We start from the raw sequence: 18,449 nt of genomic DNA, 5'->3' as shown, positions 1-18,449 counted from the left end.
GAGAGGTGCTGTGCGGGGTCGGGGTGCTGTTGCGGGGTCGGGGTGCTGAGCGGTCGTCAGGGGCCGCCGGTCGGTGCGGGGTCGGCCGTGGAGACGCCGGGGACCAGGCGGGACTGGCCCGAGCCCTGCACCGAGATCTCGTCCAGGCCGACCAGGCCGAGCAGTGCGGTGTGGTACTTGGTGGTGAAGGTGATCTTGACGATGGTGTTGTCGACCAGCTGGAAGGTGCTGCCGGTGATGCCGTTGGCGGCCAGGTAGCTGCTGGCCGCCGCCTCCGCGGGTCCGACGTCCAGCCGCAGGCCCTGGCCCTGGAGCAGCGCGGCCTGGTCGATCTGCTGGCCCGCGGCCCGGGCCGCCTCCTGGGCCAGGGCGTCGGCGCGCTCGATCGCCCGCAGCCGTCCGCCGCCGTCCAGGACCAGGCCGGTGAGCATCAGCAGCATGGTGGCGGTGATCGCCACGAAGATGGACAGGGTGCCCGCCTCGGCGTCCCCGCGGCCCCATAGCCCCCGGCGGCTGCTCATCGGGCCCGGTAGGCGTCGACGACCGAGGTGAAGGTGCTGGTCATGGTGATGCTGCCGGGCAGCCCCGGAACAGCGAGGTCGGCCAGCGAGACGGTGCAGCGCACGGTCACGGTGACCCGCCCGGTCTGGCCGACCGGCGGTGCGAAGTCCCTGGTGTCGACCTCGGCGAGCTGCTGGTTCCGACACGAGACCCCCTCCTGGTTCAGCGTGGTCGCGGCCGAGTCCTGGGCGGCCTGGATCGCGGCGTCGGTGGTGCGGGTGAGCGAGGCGCTGCGGGCCCCCTCGCGGGCGGCGGCGTCCACCACTCCCCCGGCGGTCTCGACCCGTCCTGCGGCGATCACCATCAGCAGGAACAGCAGCAGCGCGGGCACCAGGATCGCGGCCTCGATCGCGAAGCTGCCCTGCTCCGCGGACGTGTCCACGGTCCCCGCGGACGGCTCCTCGGCCCGGTTCACGGCGTCGCCGGGACGAAGCGCTCGACCGGGGCCTCGATCGTCTGGGTGATCAGGATCCCGGGCAGGAACGGCAGCAGCGACTGGGTCCGGACGGTCACCGTGGTGGTGACCGTCCGGACCCCCGCCGTCACCGGCGACACCGTGACATGACGTTCGGTCAGGCCGTCGCCGACCTGGTCGAGGAAGGTGTTCGCCGCGGTCTCCCCGGCGTCCGGGTCGGCCTGGAAGCTGCGCGCCGCCTCGCTGCCCTGGCGGGCAGCGCTGAGCGCGATCTGGCGGTCGTACCACCAGAGCGCGCCCTGCACGGTGAGCAGGATCAAGGTGAGGACGAGCGGGAAGACCATCGCCAGACTGATCGACATGACCCCGCTGTCCTCCGCTCGGGGAGCCTTGGGGTTCACTGGCCGCTGGTGTCCGTGGTGCCGATCTTGGTGGCCTTCGTTTGGACCAGCGCCCAGATCGCCCCGACCACCAGCACCGCGCCGGCGATCAGGACGATGACCAGCATCGCCATCTCGATGCTGAGCGCCCCCTTGTCGCGGTCGGCGCGGGCCGCGCTGACCCGCATCGCCCGGTAGCGGACGTGGTGCACGGCCATCACCGCGGGCAGGGCGATGTCGGGGAGCAGGGCGGTGACCGCCCTGCTGTCGAACGTGGCGGGGATGTGCTTCATATCAGCCTCCTTGGAAGATCTGGTACACGGCCGGAAAGCCGATGAGTACCGTCATCAGGGTCACCAGGGCGGTTCCCGGGGCGACCATGCGCTCACTGTCGACGTTGGCTTTGGCGAGCTCCTCGGCGAGGAGTTCGGAACGTAGGTTGCGGGCGCGGGCCCGCAGGGTCCGGTAGACGGCGGCGCCGTCGGTCCCGGAGATCCGCATGATGTCGGCGACGTCCTGGAGCGGCGTCAGCGCGAGCTCATCGGCGAGGGAGTCGAGCCCGTCCCAGGGCGGCCGCCGGTCCAGCGTCGCGCGGTCCAGGGCGTCGGCGATCCGGCGGAACACGGTGCCGCGGCCGACCGTCGCGGCCCGGCTCAGCGCCTCGGCGGGCCCGCAGTCGGCGGCCCGCTCCAGGGCCACCAGCTCCAGGTAGGCGGCGATGCCGTGCAGGTACTCGACCCGCGCCTCCTTGGCCTCGCCGCGGACGATGCCGTCCGGGACGAACCACAGCGCGCCAGCCAGCAGCACCGATCCGACCACCGGCAGGGTCACCGGCAGCGACTCCCCCATCAGGGAGCAGGCCGCCGTCAGCGCCGGCGGGATCACCAGGCCGACCAGGGCGAACATCAGCTTGTGCGCCATGAACCTGGTCGGAGTGCGTCCGATCAGGGCCAGTTCGGGCAGCGGGATCCACTTGCCCTGCACCCCGACCAGCCGGGCGCCGAACCGGTCCAGCGGCCCGGGCGGTTCGAGCGGGCGGCCGTGGTGCGGGCGCACCGGCTCGCGGTGCAGCCGCTCCAGCACGGTGTCCAGGTCGGGCGGTGCGGGCCGCAGCTCGGCGGCGAGCAGGGCGATGCCGAGGCCGACCACGACCCCCGCGACGATCAGCCAGGTCATCGGCGCGGCCCGCCCTTCATGGTGTCGAACTCCAGGGCCGGGTCGGCCAGGTCGGGCTCGTGGACCGGTTCGGGGGAGCGCCCGGTGCGGCTGCGCCGGTCCCGTTCCAAGAAGCGCGGGGTCGGGGTGTGGCTGGCCAGACTGCGCATCCAGGCCACCACGCCGACGAAGGCCATCCCCACCGCGAGCAGCACGATCAGCCCCAGCAGGCTGTTGTAGGGGGCGACATAGGAGGTGTCGAAGGAGCCGACCACCACCACGGCGAGGATGATCACGACCAGCCAGCGCACGGTCGCCCGGTGCTTGGCCCGGTCGGCCTCGATCGCCCGGCGCTGCCGCACCTCCTCGCGGACCGCCTCGGCCAGGTCGGCCAGCGCGCCCGCCAGGCCAGGACCGCGGTCGGCGGCCCTGAGCAGCAGCGCGGCCAGCACCTTGTCCGCGGTGGAGTCGTTGAGCTGGTCGGCGAAGGCGCGCAGGGCGTCGCCGGGGGCCCAGCGCGACTGCAGTCGGCCGACCAGGTCGTCGATCGGCCGCTCCAGCGCGGCGGGCGCGGTCCGGCGGCTGCTGATGATCGCCTGTTCCAGTCCGACGCCGAGCAGCAGCACGTCGGCGAGCCGCTGGGTCCACTCGGCGAGGGCCTCCATCCGCTCGACCCGGCCGGTGTGCGAGCTGGTGGAGTCCAGCAGCCAGGGCACCAGGAACACCACCGCGACCACCAGCAGCGGGGTCAGCAGGATGCCGGTGAACAGCCAGGCGGCGGCGCCGCCGACGACGGCGATGCCGAGCTGGAGCCGGCGCCGGGCCAGGTCGAGGACGAACTGCTCGACCCGCCCCGGCTGATGGAACGTCAGCTCCGGGTCGGGAACGGCGTAGCTGCCGCGCAGGAACAGCACCACCGCGACGAAGCCGCCGACGAACACGGCCCCGGTCAGCATGAAGAGCAGGGTCACCAGGCACCTCCCGCCTGGATCCGCAGGTCCAGCGGCTTGCTCCAGGAGCCGGTCGGCGAGCCCAGCGCCCGGGCGTCGAAGCCGACCCGGCGCAGGTCGTCCAGGCAGGCGGGCGGGGTCTGCGGGACGGCCCGCAGCTCGGGGCCGACCGGGCCGAAGACGGTGTTGAGGGCCGGGCGCCCGCTCTCGCCCATGCCGACCACCTCCAGCACGTGCGAGACGAAGCGGTGCCGCCGACCGCCGATCGGGGTCTCGTCCAGCATGGTGACGTGGACCACGAAGTCCAGGGCGTTGGCGGTGAGCCGGTAGGCGAGGGTGTCGGTCATCTGCGAGCCGTACTCCAGGCAGAGTTCGGCGATCCGGTCGATCACCATGTGCGGGGTGCGGGCGTGCAGGGTGCACATGGAGCCGCCCTCGCCGTTGGTCATCACCCGCAGCATCGGCACCACCTCGGCCGAGCGGACCTCGCCGACGATGATCCGGGTGAGCGTCATCCGCAGCGCGGCCGGGATCAGCTCACCGATCGTCAGCTCGCCCGCGGAGCGGCCGTCGACCCGTTCGCCGTTGCCCTCGCGGGCCTCCATCGGGACCACCTGGCGCAGGTGGCCCAGGGTGTGCAGCCAGAGCTCGTACTCGGACTCCAGGGTGCCGACCCGCTCGTCCCTGGGGATCTCGCCGGCCATGGCGCGCAGCAGGCTGGTCTTGCCGACCCCCTGGGTGCCGGTGATCATCACATTCTTCCTGGCCCGGATCGCGGCGGCGAGGAAGGCGGCGAGGGTGCTGTCGATGGTGCCCAGGGCGACCATGTCGCCGAGGGTGGCGCTGGCCACCCGGTGCCGCCGGATCGCCACGTAGGGGCGGGGGGTGACCCCGGTCATCGCCTGCAGCCGCATCCCGTCCTCGAGCCGCAGCGCCAGGGTGGGGCTGGAGGTGGACAGGCTGCGCTCGCCGCCGCCGTGCCGCCGGGCCAGGTCCTGCAGCAGCTCGATCAGTTCCTCGTCGCTGTCGGCCACCGGCGGGACCTGGCGCATCGGCTGGTGCACCCGGGAGATCCAGACGTCGTCGCAGCCGTTGATCAGGATGTTCTCGATGTCGGGGTCGTCCAGGTAGGGCTGCAGCCGTCCGGCCCGGAACAGCAGGTTGTAGACGGCCTCGGCCAGGGCCCGGTCCTGGGCCCGGGTCGGCGCCATGCCGTGGGTCAGCGCATAGGCGTCGGACCAGCGGGCGACGGCGTCCTCGATCAGCGCCCGGCCGCGCTGGCGCCGGGTGGCCGGGTCGGCGGCGGTGCCGCGCTGGTCGTCGAGCAGCGCCAGCTGCTCGTGCAGTTCGGCGGCGACCTGGCGCTTGAGCACCCGGGCCACCTCGGGGTCGGCGACCGGGGTCACCCCGTTCGCCGGAGCGCCGCCGTTGGTTCCGCGGGGCGGTGCCCCGTTCGGGCCGTGGCCGTCGCGGCCGGGGGCGTTGGCGGGTGCGGCGGTCGGCTGCAGCAGCGGGTGCCGCAGCGCGGTCGGGGACCAGTCGGGGCGCGCGTCGGCGGCCCCCAGCACCACCCTGGCCTCGCCGTTCACCGGCTCGCCGGTGGAGTTCGGTGCCGCATGCCTAGAAGACACGGGCCACCTCCTGCCCGGGTCCGGTCGGACCGTTCGGGCCGTGCGGCCCGTCCGGGGACGGCGGCGCGAACGCCTGCGGCACCGGCGGACGCGGCGCGTAGCCGGCCAGCGGCGCGGGCTGCGGGCCGTGCTGCGGGCCCTGCTGCGGCGCCGGGGGCGGCGGCGGTACGAACTGCGGCTGCTGGTGCGGCTGCTGGTGCGGTCCCGGTTGCTGCGGGGCCTGCGGGTGCTGCGGTTGCTGGGGCTGCTGCGGGTACATGGCCGGCTGGGGCTGCGCCGGGGCCTGCGGCACCGGGCTGAGCCGGAGCCGCCGACGATCCGTCAGCAGCCGGATCTCGTCCGCCGTCGACCGCACCGAGCGCATCAGCCCGGAGCGCAGGAACCGCCGGTCGGCGCTGTTGCCGCCGTCGGAGAGCACCGTGGCGCTGCGCGGCTCGTACGGCAGCAGGCCGAGCACCGGCGCGCCCAGCGCCCGTCCCACCTCGGCCGGGGCGTAGGGGCCCTCCTGGACCAGGACCAGCGCGAGCGCGTCCGCGCCGGTGCCCTCGGTGTCCAGGTCGGCCGCCAGCGCGGCGACCCGGGGCTTGGCCGAGCTGAGCCCGCGCAGCGTGGAGCGGACGGTGACCAGCACCGCGTCGGCGCGCCTGGCCAGCACGCCCGAGGGGCCGTGGGCGCCGGAGCGGCCGAGGTCGATCAGCACGTCGCAGCCGCCCCGGTCCAGGTCCTGGCAGGCCGTCACCATCGGCTCCCAGGTGTAGGCGAGACCGGCCGCCTGGGCCGGATCGGTGAGCCCCGGCAGCAGCAGCCGTCGGCCGCCGCCGTCCGGGGAGATGTCCACGAGCTGCTCCCAGAGCGTCTCGGCCAGCCGTCCGCGCCGGTCGGCCACCGCCAGGTGGCGCAGCCCGTAGCCGGACTCGACCCGCCCCTGGAGCGCGCCCGCCAGGATCGCGCCGCCGTCCGGGTCGCATTCGAGCAGCGCCACCCGCCGGCCCTCGGCGAGCGGCCAGGCGAGCAGCAGGGCCAGGGCGGTGGTGGTCGCGCCGGGGGCGCCCGGGCCGCCGCTGATGGTGACGACCGGCATCAGCCACTCCCCTGCGCGGCGATCAGCAGGGCGAACTTGCCGCTCGCCGCCAGGTCGGCGACCGCCGCGCCCTGGGCCGAGGGGACGGCGAGGTCGACCACGACGGTGCCGTCGGAGTCGGCCGGGCCCACGTCCACCACCCGGACGGTGATCGCGGTCAGCGCGGCCCCGGAGGAGCCGGCCGAACCCGAGCCGCTGCTCGACCCGCTGACGCCGGGCCCGGACGGGGTGGCCACCAGCACCACCCTGGTCCCCGGCTGCAGCCGGACCGCGGGCAGCTGGGTGTGCTTGGCGGGGATGCCGACGACCTGCTGGCCGGCCAGCACCAGCGGGTCGTTGGTGAGGTCGGCGCCGGTGAGCAGGCTGCCCGCCTTGAGGTCGGCGGTGGCCCGCATCCCCACCACCTTGCTGTGCACCGAGAGCGGGTGCAGCGCCGGGTCGAGCGAGATCCTCGCCTCGGAGAGGTCGTCGCTGGTGAGGGTGTGCCCGGCCGGGACGTTGCGGGCCAGGGCGATCACCGCGACCCGCTTGCCGGTCGCGGTGTAGAGGGCGGCGCCGCCGAGGCCGCCGGCCGCGACCAGGGCGACGGCCAGCGCGAGCACGGCCGGCCGCCTTCGCCTGGCGTTGCCGAGCCGGTACGGGGTGCTGGGCGGGGCGATCGGCCGGCGTGTGTCCGTCAGCGGCCCGTTGGGGGTGTCCACCGTTCGGTCGCCTCTCAGTCGAGTGGTCAACAATGTTTCCGGACAATGCAGTTGATGGTGAATCAGTTCAGGACTTGCAGCTCCGATACCCGGAGCGTGGTGGCAGGGGTGGCGATCGGGTCCAGCGCGAAGGTGTCGCCGGCCCCGTTGGTCGCCACCCAGGTGACGGACCAGTGCACGGTGGCGGTGATGGCGTAGCGCTCGTCGGGCTGGCCGATCGAGGGCTGGGTGTAGGAGTAGCCGCAGTCCGGTGAGGGCTTGGCGCCGTCCGAGTCCCGGTAGGGCGTGCCGGCCCCGCACTTCGGCGCGGCGCCCTGGTCGCCCATGTCCCAGTCGACCTCGGTGACATAGACGTTCGCGGTCACCGACAGCCCGGGGACGGCCGCGGTCGCGCTCAGCGGATCGGCCTTGGTGGCGTAGTCGGTGCCGTCCTTGTTGATCCAGAGCCAGATCGGCGAACCGACCAGCGCGGTCCGCTTGCCGTCGTTGCTGGGCGCGGTGCCGACGCCGGCGGCGGTGCGGTGGATCATGGCCAGGGCCCGCTGGGCGAGCTCGGCCGGGGTCACCACCGGCGGGACGGCAGGGGCCGCCGCCATCCAGACGTTGGCCGATCCGCCGCCGGGAGTGTAGGGGCAGGTCTTCAGGTAGACCCCGCCGTCGCCGGGCGCGTGCCCGTGCCAGTCCGGGTCGCCGGCCGGGGGCTGCGGCTCGACCTGCTCGTAGTAGCAGCCGTCGTCGGGGTCGAAGGTGCCGAAGTCGGTGCTGCACGGGTACGTGGTGCCCTGGTACTCGCACACCCGCACCCCGCCGCCGCCCCCACCGCCCCCGCCACTGCCGCCCGAGCCGTCGGTGGGCGGGGTGCTCGCCCCCACGCACACATTGGTGTTCTCGCACGGGCCCACCGGGCCGTCCGCCCGGGCGCTGGCGCCGCTCAGCCAGAGCGCCGATCCCAGCGCCGCCAACAGCGCTAAGACCGTCAGCACCGGCAGCAGCCGGCCGGCCCTCAGCACGACTGCCCCGTCTTGTTCTGCACTGCGGAGATCATCCAGACCCCTCCCACCGTTCGCGCCGAGACGACCGTCCGGTAGCGGGTCAACCGCTGGGCCGGGTCCCGGAGCTGACCTGTCGTCGCATCGATCTGGTGCCAGGCGGTCACGTCCAGGCAGTCCGTGATGGTGGCGGTCTGCACACCGGAGCCCGGCGCCACCGGACCGAGCGCGGTGACGGACGGGTTGCGGCTCGGCTGCCCGGACATCCGCAGTCCGGCCTGGGTCAGCCGGAAGGCGTTGGCGTTGACGGCGCTCAGCGCCGCGCCGGTGGTGTAGGTCTGCAGACCGCTGCCGGAGACCTTGCCGCTGTCCAACGCCTTGACCTGGGCGGTCCAGTAGCCCTGGTAGGCGCGCAGCACCAGCACCTTGGTGGTCCCCGACGGCAGTGCGGCCGACGCGGGGCCGGTGGAGATCCCGGCCGAGGGGGCGTCGGGGGCCCGGGTGCCGGGGGCTCCGTCGAGAGTCTCCACGCCGCCCCCGTTGGAACAGCCGGCCACACCGGCCAGACCGAGCCCACTAAGCGCGAACACGACAACAGCGATCACGCACCTCCGCGCTGTGCTCTTGCGTCGCATTGATGCCTCCTCGCCGCGTTCTCCCCAACTGGCGGTGAATATGCACACTATTCCTCGTACGGCGTAGTGTCCCGGATGTGGCCGATTTTGTGGTTACGAAATGTCCACAACAACCTCGGGGTCATCACCGTTCACCAGAAACATCCCCAGTCGTCCTTCCCAGTGCCCCGCGCAGCACCGCGCGGTTGCGCAACAGCAGTCTTGAAGCCGCGGGCGGCCCCAGCCAGCGCGAACCCGGGGTGTCCCGGGCCTCCAGGGTGGGATGCAGCGCCGCCGGGTCGAGCACGGCCGGCAGCCCCGGCAGCCCCTCCCGCAACGCCTGTGCCAGCAGCGCCGCGAATCCACCGGCGGTCGCGGTGACCGCGCCGACCCCGACCACCTGGCCAGGACCGGAACCTGACGAACCGGAACCGGAACTGCCGCGTCCCCAACGCGACGGGGCATAGGGCTGGAGCCGCCCCCAGAGCCGCACCCCGACCGCGTCGAAGGTGGCGCTGGCCCAGGCCTCCGCCCCCACCACCGCGTCCACCACCAGCAGCGACTCCCCCCGGGCGGCGCCCGCGCCATGGGCCAGCGCGCTGACCACCCAGTCCCAGGCCAGGCCGCGCCCGTGCGCGTTGTCCCGCCCGCTGCCCGCGGTGACCAGCACCGGACGCCGCCGGCGCACGTCCCAGGTGAACTGCCCCGCGAGGTAGACCACCAGCAGTCTGCTGTCCCGCTCCACCGCCTCCTTGACGACGGTGAGCAGCGTGTTCGCGTCCGCGTCCGGCGGGACCGCGGTGACCCTGCACCGTCCGGCCCCGGCGTCGAACAGCGCGCCGCTCACTACCCGCGCGAACAGCTCCCCGCCGGCCGCCGCCCCCAGCGAACCCGTGAAGGCCCGCTCCTGGGGGCACTCGGCCCCCAGCAGCACCAGCTCCACCACCATGCCCGTCTCCCCCTCCTCGACTCGTGCCCCTTTCCCCACTTGAGACAGGACTATGTGCCCTGGTCCCAAGAACTATTCGCGGACAGACTCGAACACATGGACCCGAACCATCTGACCGCTGACACCCTGACCCCGGACGCCTGTCTACGACTACTCGGACGTACCACCATCGGACGGGTCGTCTACACCCGGCATGCGCTGCCGGTGGTACTGCCCGTGCGCTTCCGGCTGGACTACTCCGGCGCGGTGGTGCTCGCCGCGCCGCCCGGCACCCAGCTGGCCGAACGGGTCGACGGCAGCATCGTCGCCTTCCAGGCCGAGGAGCTGGACCCGGCCACCCTGCGCGGCCACTCGGTCATGCTGCACGGACGGGCCGAGGCCCTCGACGACGGCGAGGAGCTGCGGCTGGTGCCGCAGATGCTCTGCGGCACGGTGCTGGTCGGCGCATAGCCGGTAGCCTCCTGGGCACAGCACCGCACGTGAACAGGAGCGTCCGTATGGCGACCTTCGCCTCCCTCGCCGACTTCACCGCCGCCGTCGGCACCGAACTGGGCACCAGCGAGTGGCACACGATCGACCAGCAGCAGGTGAACCTCTTCGCCGAGGCCACCGGCGACCACCAGTGGATCCATGTGGACCCCGAGCGCGCCAAGGACGGCCCGTTCGGCACCACCATCGCGCACGGCTATCTGACGCTGTCGCTGATCCCGGTGCTCGCCAAGGAGTGCTACAGCGTCGGCGGCGACATCCGGATGGCCGTCAACTACGGCTCGGACAAGGTCCGCTTCCCCTCCCCGGTGCCGGTCGGCTCGGCCGTCCGGGCGACGGCCGAACTGGTGTTGGTGAGCGAGGTCCCCGGCGGCGTCCAGGCCGTGGTCCGGTTCACCATCAGCGGCAAGGACGGCGGCAAGCCGCACTGCGTCGCCGACACCATCACCCGCCTCTACACCTGACGCTGACGCGCCGTCGTCCGCCGGCCGCGGGTACGCTGCCCAGGAACCCGAGGATTCCCGTCTGAGGAGGCGCCGTGCCCGGCCCCCGCCCGTGGTACTCCCGCATCACCGACCTGCGACCGGCCGATCTGCGGCCGACCGCCTTCGGCGCCGAACCCACCGGCGAACGGCTGGCCCGGATCGAACGCTCTCCGCACTTCGTCGACGGCGCCTTCCGCAACCCGGTGCGCACCCGCCGACTGGTCCCCGGATCGGTCCCCGGGGCACTGCGGGCGGGACTCACCAAGAAGCGCAGCCGACCGGTCGCGGCCGTCCCGGTGCACCGGGTCACCGCCGAGGAACTGGCCGTCGCCCCGGCCGACGGACTGCGGCTGACCTGGATGGGCCACGCCACCGTGCTGGCCGAGATCCAGGGCCGCCGGGTGCTGTTCGACCCGGTCTGGGGCGAGCGCTGCTCCCCGTTCCCCGCCTTCGGGCCGCGCCGGCTGCACCCCAATCCGATCCCGCTGGCCGAACTCGGACCGGTGGACCTGGTCGTGGTGTCCCACGACCACTACGACCACCTGGACATGAACGCCGTGATCGAGCTGATCAGGTCCGGCGCGGACTTCGCCGTGCCGCTGGGCGTGGGCGCGCACCTGGAGCACTGGGGCGTGCCGGCCGACCGGATCGTCGAACTGGACTGGAACGAGTCCGCCCGGGTCGCCGGGCTCACCCTGACCGCGACCCCGGCCCGGCACTACTGCGCCCGGGGCCTGCGCACCGGCACCCACCAGCTCTGGGCGTCCTGGGTGGTGGCCGGGAACGAGCACCGGCTGTTCCACAGCGGGGACACCGGCTACTTCCCCGGCTTCGCCGAGATCGGCGCCCAGCACGGCCCGTTCGACGCCACCATGATGCAGATCGGCGCCTACAGCGAGTTCTGGCCCGAGGTGCACATGACCCCCGAGGAGGGCGTCCGCGCCCACGGCGACCTGGGCGGCGGCGCGGTCCTGCTGCCGATCCACTGGGCCACCTTCGACCTGGCCCCGCACCCGTGGGACGAGCCGATCGAACGCACCCTGGCCGCCGCGGCGGCGGAGGGCGTTAGGGTCGCCACCCCGCGGCCCGGCGAGCCCTTCGAACCGTCCGCGCTGCCCGAGTTCCGCCCCTGGTGGCGCGCGGTCGCCGCCCCTGCGGCCGACACGGAGCCGCCGACCACCGAGGAGACCACCGGGACGCCCACCACCGAGCCGGAGGGCGCCGCGGTCTGACGTCAGATCTTCCAGGCCCGGATGCGTTCGGCGACCTGGAAGACCCCGGCGAGCTTGTCGTCGATCTCCTTCGCCAGCTCGACGATGGCCCCGTAGGGCGGGTTGATGCCCTCGCCGGACTGGTGCATGTACTGCCCGACGACCATGCAGGCGAACACCGGGTTCATGGTGGGCAGGGGTTCAAGACGGAGGATGGTGTGCATCAGGGCCGCCGCCCGCCATGCGGCGTCGGGTTCGTGGCCGAGGGTCACCGGCGCGAAGCGATGGCGTTCCACCGCCGCGCCGAGGGCCGAGAAGTCGCTGACGGTGATGTGGTCGGGGAGGAAGCGCTCCTGGACGTCGAGCAGCCAGGGCAGATCGATGTGCAGGATCATCAGGCGGCGGCCTGCTCACCTTCGGGCTTCCGCAACTCGGGTGGCAGACTCTCGGGCCACAGGTCCTGGAACTCCGGCAGCAGCCGTTCGTACCACTCCCCTGCCCCGGCGACGAACGCGCGGCGCTGCTGCTCCCGCACCGAGAGGTCATGGACGTAGGACTTGACGGACTTGCCGGCAGCGGCGGCCTCCTCGCGGACGGCGGCGAGCTCCTCGGCGGTGAATTCGATATTGAGCGCTGGCATGCCCTCACGGTACCAGACCGGTACCCGACAGCAGGCCGGTCACCAGATCGCGGGGCAGGCCGTGGGTGTCGTGCAGATAGCGGTACTCCTGCTCGGTGAGGTCGCCGCCGAGGCCGAGCCGGCCCAGCACCACCCGGCCGCGTTCGAGCAGCGAGGAGAACCGCCGCTCCTCGTCCAGCAGCACCCGGCGGATCCGGTCGACCTGGTCCGACGGCTGCCGGAACCGGTCCAGCGTGTGCTCCAGCAGCTCCGGCGGCAGGTCGGACAGGGTGCGGGACGGGTCCTCGCGCCACAGCGTGGTCAGCACCCGCCGGATCAGCCGCCGCAGCACATAGCCGCGCCCGGTGTTGGACGGCAGCACGCCGTCGCCGACGACCACGACGCCGGAGCGCAGATGATCGCAGACCAGGCGCAGCGAGGGCTCGTCCGCCAGGCCCCAGAGCCCGGGAAGAATGCGCATCCAGGGTTCGAACAGGTCGGTCCCGAACACCGAGCGCTGCCCCTGAAGCACCGTCACCAGCCGCTCCAGGCCCATGCCGGTGTCGACATTGACCTGGCCCAGCGGCTCCAGACTGCCGTCCTGGTGGCGGCGGTAGCGCATCATCACGTGGTTCCACACCTCCACCCAGCGCGGGTCGCTGCCCGGGGTGCCCTGCGGCGGGGTGCCGTCCCCGCCGGTCCAGACGAAGATCTCCGAGTCAGGTCCGCAGGGGCCGGTGGGACCGTTGGACCACCAGTTGTCCTCGCGGGTCAGCTCGACCGGCACCCCCAGTTCCTCCCAGGTCCGCAGCGACCCGGTGTCGGGGCCCACCTGCCCGTCCCCGCCGAAGACGGTGACGTACAGCCGGTCGTGCGGGATGCCGAAGCCGTCGCGCAGCAGCTCGTACCCCCAGCGCAGGCTCTGCGGGCCGCCGTAGTCGCCGAGCGACCAGGAGCCCAGCATCTCGAACACGGTCAGATGGGTCCGGTCGCCGACCTCGTCCAGGTCGGTGGTGCGCAGACAGCGCTGGACGTTGAGCAGCCGCCGCCCGAGCGGGTGCGGGCGGCCCTCCAGATAGGGGGTGAGCGGGTGCATCCCCGAGGTGGTGAACAGCACCGGGTCGCCGGGCGGCGGGAGCAGGGTGCTGCCGGTGACGGGCCGGTGCCCGCGCTCACGGAAGAAGTCGAGAAAGGTGCTGACGGTCTGTTCGGTGTTCACAGCGGAGGCCCTTCGGGTCATGGACGACCGGAAGGGCCTGCGGCTGGCGTCGTGTTTCCTCACACCGGCGGACCGTTTCCGGTCACCGGGAGACTGAACGTACGGAGTCAGGCGGCGGCAACCGACGAGCGGATAGCTCGTGCGGCTGCGGCGAAGCTGCGCGTACTGACGTCCATACCCCCGAGGCTAACAGCCCGCCGACCCGATCTCCCTCGAGTTTCTACCGGATCGGCAGACCGGAGAGGGTGCGGGCGATGACGAGGCGCTGGATCTCGCTGGTGCCCTCGAAGATCGTGTAGATCGCGGCGTCGCGGTGCATCCGCTCCACCGGGTACTCGCGGGTGTAGCCGTTGCCGCCGAGGATCTGGATGGCCTGGGCGGTGACCCACTTGGCGGTCTCGCCGGCGTAGAGCTTGGACATGGAGCCCTCGGCCGCGGTGAAGGGCTTGTTGTTGTTCGCCATCCAGGAGGCCCGCCAGACCAGCAGCCGGGCCGCGTCGATCCGGGTGCGCATGTCGGCGAGGGTGAAGGCGATGCCCTGGTTGTCGATGATCGGGCGGCCGAACTGCTCCCGGGTCTTGGCGTAGTCGAGCGCCACCTCGTACGCGGCCCTGGCCACGCCCACCGCCTGGGCGCCGACGGCCGGGCGGGAGGCCTCGAAGGTCGCCATCGCCGCGTTCTTGACCTGCTCGGCGCGCTCGCCGCGGGCCGCCGCCGCTGCCCGCTCGCGGGCCCGGGCCAGCCGCTCGTCCAGCTTGTCCTTGCCGCCGAGCAGGCAGTCCCCCGGCACCCGGACGTTGTCGAGCACGACCTCGGCGGTGTGCGAGGCGCGGATGCCGTGCTTCTTGAACTTCTGACCCTGGCTCAGCCCCGGCGTCGCGGGCGGGACGATGAAGGAGGCCTGGCCGCGCGCCCCCAGCGCCGGGTCCACCGAGGCGACCACCACATGGACGTGGGCGATGCCGCCGTTGGTGGCCCAGGTCTTGGTGCCGTTGAGCACCCACTCGTCGGTGGCCTCGTCGTAGACGGCGCGGGTGCGCATCGCGGCGACGTCCGACCCCGCGTCCGGCTCGGAGGAGCAGAAGGCGGCGACCTTGACGTCGTCCGGGGTGCCGAACATCTGCGGGGCCCACAGGCCGACCTGCTCGGGCGTCCCGTTGGCGACCACGCCGACCGCGGCGAGCGCGCTGCCGACGATCGCCAGGCCGATGCCGGCGTCGCCCCAGAACAACTCCTCCATGGCGATCGGGATGCCGAGGCCGGTGGGGTCGAACTGCTGGGCGGCGAAGAAGTCCAGGGAGTAGATGCCGACCTTGGCGGCCTCCTGGATCACCGGCCAGGGCGTCTCCTCGCGCTCGTCCCACTCCGCCGCGGCCGGGCGGATCACGTCGGCCGCGAAGCCGTGCAGCCAGTCGCGAACGGCGATCTGGTCCTCGCTGAGGTCGAGGCTGAAGGCAGTCATGGTCGGTATGTCTCCCGGGCTGGTCGCACGTGGTGTGGGGCTGGCTTGCTGTTACCTTGGGTAACTGAGTACTCATCTTGTTACCCAGGAGTAAGGAATGTCAATGCCCGACCGCCGCAGCGAGCTGCTGGACGCCGCCGACCGCGTCGTGCGCCGCGACGGGCCCCGGGCCAGCATGAACACCATCGCGGCGGAGGCGGGCATCACCAAGCCGATCCTCTACCGCCACTTCGGCGACAAGCACGGCCTCTACCGCGCCCTCGCCGAGCGCCACACCGCCGTACTGCTGGACGCGGTGCGCGCCGCGCTGGCGCTGCCGCTGGAGCGCCGGGACCGGGTGGAGGCGGTGCTCGACACCTATCTCGCGGCGATCGAGGCCCGGCCGCAGGTCTACCGCTTCCTGGCGCACCCCGACCCGGCCGCGGACGGCCTCTCCCCGGCCGGCCCGCTGGCGCCGGCGCTGCGGCTGATCGCGGACGAGCTGAGCGGCGCGATGAACGCGCAGGTGGACCTGGGCCCGGACAGCGCCGTGGTGGCCGAGGCCTGGGGCCAGGCGATCACCGGGATGGTGCTCGCGGCCGGCGACTGGTGGCTGGAGCAGCGGCCCTTCCCGCGCGAGCGGATGGTGCAGACGCTGGCCGAACTGCTCTGGGGCCGGCTCGCCGCGGCGGCCGAGCGGCCTCCGGCGGCAGCGCCGGGACCTGCGCCGGAACCAGAACCTCAGCCCGAGATCAACCCCGACTCTCACCCTAAACCTGAGGTTCAGGCCTGAGGCCGGTACCAGCTCGCGCGGCGCACCTCGCGCTCGGCCCGGAGCCGCCGCAGGCCGCCCAGGTGGTCCAGGAACACCCCGCCGTCCAGGTGCCCGGTCTCGTGCTGCAGGCAGCGGGCGAAGAAGCCGGTCCCCTCCACCTCGACCTCCGCGCCGTCCAGGTCCTGACCCCGCACCAGGGCCCGGTCCCAGCGCGGGGTCTGCGCCCGCAGCCCCGGCAGTGAGAGGCAGCCCTCCTCGCCGCGCACCCGCACCCCGTCGGCCTCGACCAGCACCGGATTGACCAGGTGTCCCAGATGGCGGACATCCTCGTCGTCGGGGCAGTCGTAGACGAACACCCGCAGCCCGACCCCGATCTGATTGGCCGCCAGTCCGACCCCGTCCTCCGCGTACATGGTCGCGAAGAGGTCCTCGACCAGGCGTCCGAGCTGGTCGTCGAAGCTGGTGACGGTCCCGCAAGCCGTACGGAGTACCGGCTCCGCCCAGGGTGTGACCGGGTGGACGGTGCCGCTGCTGCCTGGGATCCGGGGACGGTTGCGTGCCATGCCGCAGAGCCTATTCGCGGTGCTGCCGCTTGGCGGAATCGCCGGTGCCGGTAGGCTGACCCCGTCTGATCCGAGGAGGAGAGCCACCACGATGCCAGCGAACCCCGAGCCGGGCTTCCGCACCGCCGCCCCTTCGGCCACGCTGCCCCCGCGCGCCAAACTCGCCGTCACGGCGGGCAAGGTCGCGGCCGCGGTCTCGCGGACCGCCGGACGCGGCAGCGGCTCCGTGATCGGCGGCAAGGTCGCGCTGCGGCTCGACCCGGACCTGCTGCGCAGCCTGGCCGAGAACCTGGACGTGGTGCTGGTCTCGGCGACCAACGGCAAGACCACCACCACCCGGCTGATCGCCGAGGCGCTGAAGGCGGCGGGCCCGGTGGTCTCCAACGCGCTGGGCGCCAACATGCCCGCCGGGATCACCTCCGCCCTGGCCGACGGCTCCGAGGCCCGCTTCGGCGTGATCGAGGTGGACGAGAAGTACCTGGTCGGCGTCGCCAGGGACACCGCCCCCAAGGCGATCGCGCTGCTCAACCTCTCCCGGGACCAGCTGGACCGCTCCTCGGAGACCCGGATGCTGGCCGAGCACTGGCGCGAGGGCCTGCAGGGCAGCGACGCCGTGATCATCGCCAACGCCGACGACCCGCTGGTCACCTGGGCTGCCTCCTCCAGCCGCAAGGTGGTCTGGGTGGCGGCCGGGCAGGCCTACCGCGAGGACGCCTGGTCCTGCCCCAGCTGCGGCGGGGTGATGCAGCGTCCGGGCGAGGACTGGTTCTGCGCCTCCTGCGGCTTCCGCCGCCCGCAGCCGCACTGGGCGCTGCAGAACGACCAGGTGCTGGACCCGCAGGGCTCGTCCTGGCCGATCCGGCTGCAGCTCCCCGGCCGGGCCAACCTCTCCAACGCCACCAGCTCGGCCGCCGTGGCCGCCGTCTTCGGGGTGCACCCGCAGGTGGCGCTGCAGCGGATGGAGTCGGTCCAGGCCGTCGCCGGGCGCTACGAGTCGGTGAACGTCGGCGGTCGCGAGGTGCGGCTGCTGCTGGCGAAGAACCCGGCCGGCTGGCTGGAGACCTTCACCCTGATCGACCCGGCCCCGGCCCCGGTGATCCTGTCGGTGAACGCGCTGTCCGCCGACGGCACCGACACCTCCTGGCTGTGGGACGTCGACTACGAGCGCCTGGTCGGCCACCCCGTCTTCGTGATGGGCCAGCGCAAGCTGGACCTGGCCGTACGGCTGGAGGTGGCCGGGGTCCACTTCCAGGTGGTGGACTCGCTGGCGCAGGCGGTGGCCTCGGCCCCGCCCGGGCGGATCGAGGCCATCGCCAACTACACGGCGTTCCAGCAGCTGCGCCGCGACGTGCGCGGCTGACGAAGAGGACTCACTGACATGAGCGAGAGCGCACTGCGACTGGTCTGGGTGTACCCGGACCTGCTGAGCACCTACGGCGACCGGGGCAACGTCCTGGTCGTGGAGCGCCGGGCGCGCCAGCGCGGGCTGGACGTGGCCAGGATCGACGTCCGGTCCGACCAGCCGGTGCCGACCAGCGGCGACATCTACCTGATCGGCGGCGGCGAGGACCGGCCGCAGCGGCTGGCCGGCGAGCGGCTGCGGGCCGACCCGGGCCTGCACCGCGCGGTCGAGAACGGCGCGATCGTGCTCGGCGTCTGCGCCGGCTACCAGATCATGGGCCACGAGTTCATCGACGACCGGGGCCAGCGCACACCGGGCCTCGGCCTGCTGGACGTCTGGAGCACCCGCGGCGAGGGCGTCCGCAATGTCGGCGACATCCTGGCCGAGCCCGACCCGCGACTCGGTCTGCCCACCCTGACCGGGTTCGAGAACCACCAGGGCATCACCCACCTGGGCCAGGGGGTGTCCCCGCTGGCGCGGGTCACCGTCGGCGGCGGCAACGGTACCGGGGACGGTACCGAGGGCGCCTGGCGGGACACCGTCTTCGGCACCTATCTGCACGGTCCGATCCTCGCCCGCAACCCGGCCGTGGCGGATCTGCTGATCAAGCTCGCACTGGACGTCAGCGCACTGCCCCCGGCCGACAACACCTGGTACGACGCGCTGCGCGCCGAGCGCATCGCCGCGGTGCAGCTGCCGGTCCAGTAGTCCCACCCAGTAGGTCAGTGCTCCGGCGAGTAGTCCGGCACAATGGCTGTGCACCGCCCGTCAGGGAGCAGGGCCGCTCCCGTCAGGGGCGTGCGGACGCGCAGAGCAGGG

The 18,449-nt window shown here is 73.1% G+C and carries 23 protein-coding genes; 6 read left to right on the top strand and 17 right to left on the bottom strand.

Features of this window, described 5'->3' with window-relative positions:
* Window positions 1–56 precede the first annotated feature (56 nt).
* The 12 genes from ACEZDG_RS20935 to ACEZDG_RS20880 form a co-directional block, all read right to left on the bottom strand.
* The gene (locus ACEZDG_RS20935) at window positions 57–521 is read right to left on the bottom strand and encodes a hypothetical protein (RefSeq protein WP_380511820.1); all 465 of its coding nucleotides are present in this window, start codon (window positions 519–521) and stop codon (window positions 57–59) included.
* A complete protein-coding gene (locus tag ACEZDG_RS20930) occupies window positions 518–943 on the bottom strand; it encodes a TadE/TadG family type IV pilus assembly protein (RefSeq protein WP_380511818.1) in 426 nt (141 codons plus the stop codon). The genes ACEZDG_RS20935 and ACEZDG_RS20930 overlap by 4 nt, the downstream gene beginning before the upstream one ends.
* A gap of 29 nt (window positions 944–972) precedes the next feature.
* On the bottom strand, window positions 973–1,338 hold the full coding sequence (locus ACEZDG_RS20925) for a TadE/TadG family type IV pilus assembly protein (RefSeq protein ID WP_380511816.1): 366 nt from the start codon (window positions 1,336–1,338) through the stop codon (window positions 973–975).
* A gap of 35 nt (window positions 1,339–1,373) precedes the next feature.
* Window positions 1,374–1,649 (bottom strand): hypothetical protein, encoded by a 276-nt coding sequence (locus ACEZDG_RS20920; RefSeq protein WP_380511814.1) that lies wholly within the window; start codon window positions 1,647–1,649, stop codon window positions 1,374–1,376.
* 1 nt (window position 1,650) lies between these two features.
* Complete coding sequence (locus ACEZDG_RS20915) at window positions 1,651–2,532, bottom strand: hypothetical protein (protein WP_380511812.1); 882 nt, start codon at window positions 2,530–2,532, stop codon at window positions 1,651–1,653.
* Window positions 2,529–3,482, bottom strand: coding sequence for a type II secretion system F family protein (locus ACEZDG_RS20910; protein ID WP_380511810.1), 954 nt, complete (start codon window positions 3,480–3,482; stop codon window positions 2,529–2,531). Before ACEZDG_RS20910 ends, ACEZDG_RS20915 begins: the two co-directional genes overlap by 4 nt.
* Entirely contained in the window at window positions 3,479–5,092 is a 1,614-nt protein-coding gene (locus ACEZDG_RS20905) for a CpaF family protein (RefSeq protein ID WP_380511808.1), read from the bottom strand. Before ACEZDG_RS20905 ends, ACEZDG_RS20910 begins: the two co-directional genes overlap by 4 nt.
* Window positions 5,082–6,173: a hypothetical protein gene (locus ACEZDG_RS20900; protein ID WP_380511806.1), complete on the bottom strand. Its 1,092-nt coding sequence runs from the start codon at window positions 6,171–6,173 to the stop codon at window positions 5,082–5,084. Before ACEZDG_RS20900 ends, ACEZDG_RS20905 begins: the two co-directional genes overlap by 11 nt.
* Window positions 6,173–6,874, bottom strand: a complete 702-nt coding sequence (locus ACEZDG_RS20895) for an SAF domain-containing protein (protein ID WP_380511804.1) — start codon at window positions 6,872–6,874, stop codon at window positions 6,173–6,175. Before ACEZDG_RS20895 ends, ACEZDG_RS20900 begins: the two co-directional genes overlap by 1 nt.
* A gap of 62 nt (window positions 6,875–6,936) precedes the next feature.
* Entirely contained in the window at window positions 6,937–7,884 is a 948-nt protein-coding gene (locus ACEZDG_RS20890) for a hypothetical protein (RefSeq protein ID WP_380511803.1), read from the bottom strand.
* Window positions 7,878–8,393 (bottom strand): hypothetical protein, encoded by a 516-nt coding sequence (locus tag ACEZDG_RS20885; protein ID WP_380511801.1) that lies wholly within the window; start codon window positions 8,391–8,393, stop codon window positions 7,878–7,880. The genes ACEZDG_RS20890 and ACEZDG_RS20885 overlap by 7 nt, the downstream gene beginning before the upstream one ends.
* Window positions 8,394–8,622: 229 nt before the next feature.
* Complete coding sequence (locus tag ACEZDG_RS20880; RefSeq protein ID WP_380511799.1) at window positions 8,623–9,426, bottom strand: hypothetical protein; 804 nt, start codon at window positions 9,424–9,426, stop codon at window positions 8,623–8,625.
* 96 nt (window positions 9,427–9,522) lie between these two features.
* Between ACEZDG_RS20880 and ACEZDG_RS20875 the strand changes: the two genes are divergently transcribed.
* From ACEZDG_RS20875 to ACEZDG_RS20865, 3 genes are all read left to right on the top strand, one after another.
* Window positions 9,523–9,876, top strand: coding sequence for a pyridoxamine 5'-phosphate oxidase family protein (locus tag ACEZDG_RS20875; protein ID WP_380511797.1), 354 nt, complete (start codon window positions 9,523–9,525; stop codon window positions 9,874–9,876).
* 47 nt (window positions 9,877–9,923) lie between these two features.
* Window positions 9,924–10,379 (top strand): MaoC family dehydratase, encoded by a 456-nt coding sequence (locus tag ACEZDG_RS20870; RefSeq protein ID WP_380511795.1) that lies wholly within the window; start codon window positions 9,924–9,926, stop codon window positions 10,377–10,379.
* 74 nt (window positions 10,380–10,453) lie between these two features.
* On the top strand, window positions 10,454–11,632 hold the full coding sequence (locus ACEZDG_RS20865; protein WP_380511794.1) for an MBL fold metallo-hydrolase: 1,179 nt from the start codon (window positions 10,454–10,456) through the stop codon (window positions 11,630–11,632).
* Window positions 11,633–11,634: 2 nt separating this feature from the next.
* Here ACEZDG_RS20865 and ACEZDG_RS20860 read toward each other — a convergent pair whose 3' ends face one another.
* From ACEZDG_RS20860 to ACEZDG_RS20845, 4 genes are all read right to left on the bottom strand, one after another.
* Complete coding sequence (locus ACEZDG_RS20860; protein WP_380511792.1) at window positions 11,635–12,006, bottom strand: toxin Doc; 372 nt, start codon at window positions 12,004–12,006, stop codon at window positions 11,635–11,637.
* Entirely contained in the window at window positions 12,006–12,251 is a 246-nt protein-coding gene (locus ACEZDG_RS20855; RefSeq protein ID WP_380511790.1) for a hypothetical protein, read from the bottom strand. The genes ACEZDG_RS20860 and ACEZDG_RS20855 overlap by 1 nt, the downstream gene beginning before the upstream one ends.
* Before the next feature lie 4 nt (window positions 12,252–12,255).
* Window positions 12,256–13,449, bottom strand: a complete 1,194-nt coding sequence (locus ACEZDG_RS20850) for an alanine--tRNA ligase-related protein (RefSeq protein WP_380511789.1) — start codon at window positions 13,447–13,449, stop codon at window positions 12,256–12,258.
* Between the two features lie 220 nt (window positions 13,450–13,669).
* A complete protein-coding gene (locus tag ACEZDG_RS20845; RefSeq protein ID WP_380511787.1) occupies window positions 13,670–14,911 on the bottom strand; it encodes an acyl-CoA dehydrogenase family protein in 1,242 nt (413 codons plus the stop codon).
* A gap of 97 nt (window positions 14,912–15,008) precedes the next feature.
* Between ACEZDG_RS20845 and ACEZDG_RS20840 the strand changes: the two genes are divergently transcribed.
* Window positions 15,009–15,683, top strand: coding sequence for a TetR family transcriptional regulator (locus ACEZDG_RS20840; protein WP_380511785.1), 675 nt, complete (start codon window positions 15,009–15,011; stop codon window positions 15,681–15,683).
* Here ACEZDG_RS20840 and def read toward each other — a convergent pair.
* Complete coding sequence (def, locus tag ACEZDG_RS20835; RefSeq protein ID WP_380511783.1) at window positions 15,674–16,228, bottom strand: peptide deformylase; 555 nt, start codon at window positions 16,226–16,228, stop codon at window positions 15,674–15,676. The genes ACEZDG_RS20840 and def overlap by 10 nt on opposite strands.
* A 91-nt stretch (window positions 16,229–16,319) precedes the next feature.
* Here def and ACEZDG_RS20830 point away from each other — a divergent pair, with 91 nt between their 5' ends.
* Window positions 16,320–17,588: a MurT ligase domain-containing protein gene (locus tag ACEZDG_RS20830; protein WP_380511781.1), complete on the top strand. Its 1,269-nt coding sequence runs from the start codon at window positions 16,320–16,322 to the stop codon at window positions 17,586–17,588.
* A gap of 18 nt (window positions 17,589–17,606) precedes the next feature.
* The gene (locus ACEZDG_RS20825; protein ID WP_380511779.1) at window positions 17,607–18,338 is read left to right on the top strand and encodes a type 1 glutamine amidotransferase; all 732 of its coding nucleotides are present in this window, start codon (window positions 17,607–17,609) and stop codon (window positions 18,336–18,338) included.
* Window positions 18,339–18,449: the final 111 nt, after the last annotated feature.

This window comes from Streptacidiphilus alkalitolerans (assembly GCF_042511045.1).
GTDB lineage: Bacteria > Actinomycetota > Actinomycetes > Streptomycetales > Streptomycetaceae > Streptacidiphilus > Streptacidiphilus alkalitolerans.
The sequence above is the reverse complement of the archived record's forward strand: the minus strand, read 5'-3'. Positions and strand labels throughout refer to the sequence as shown.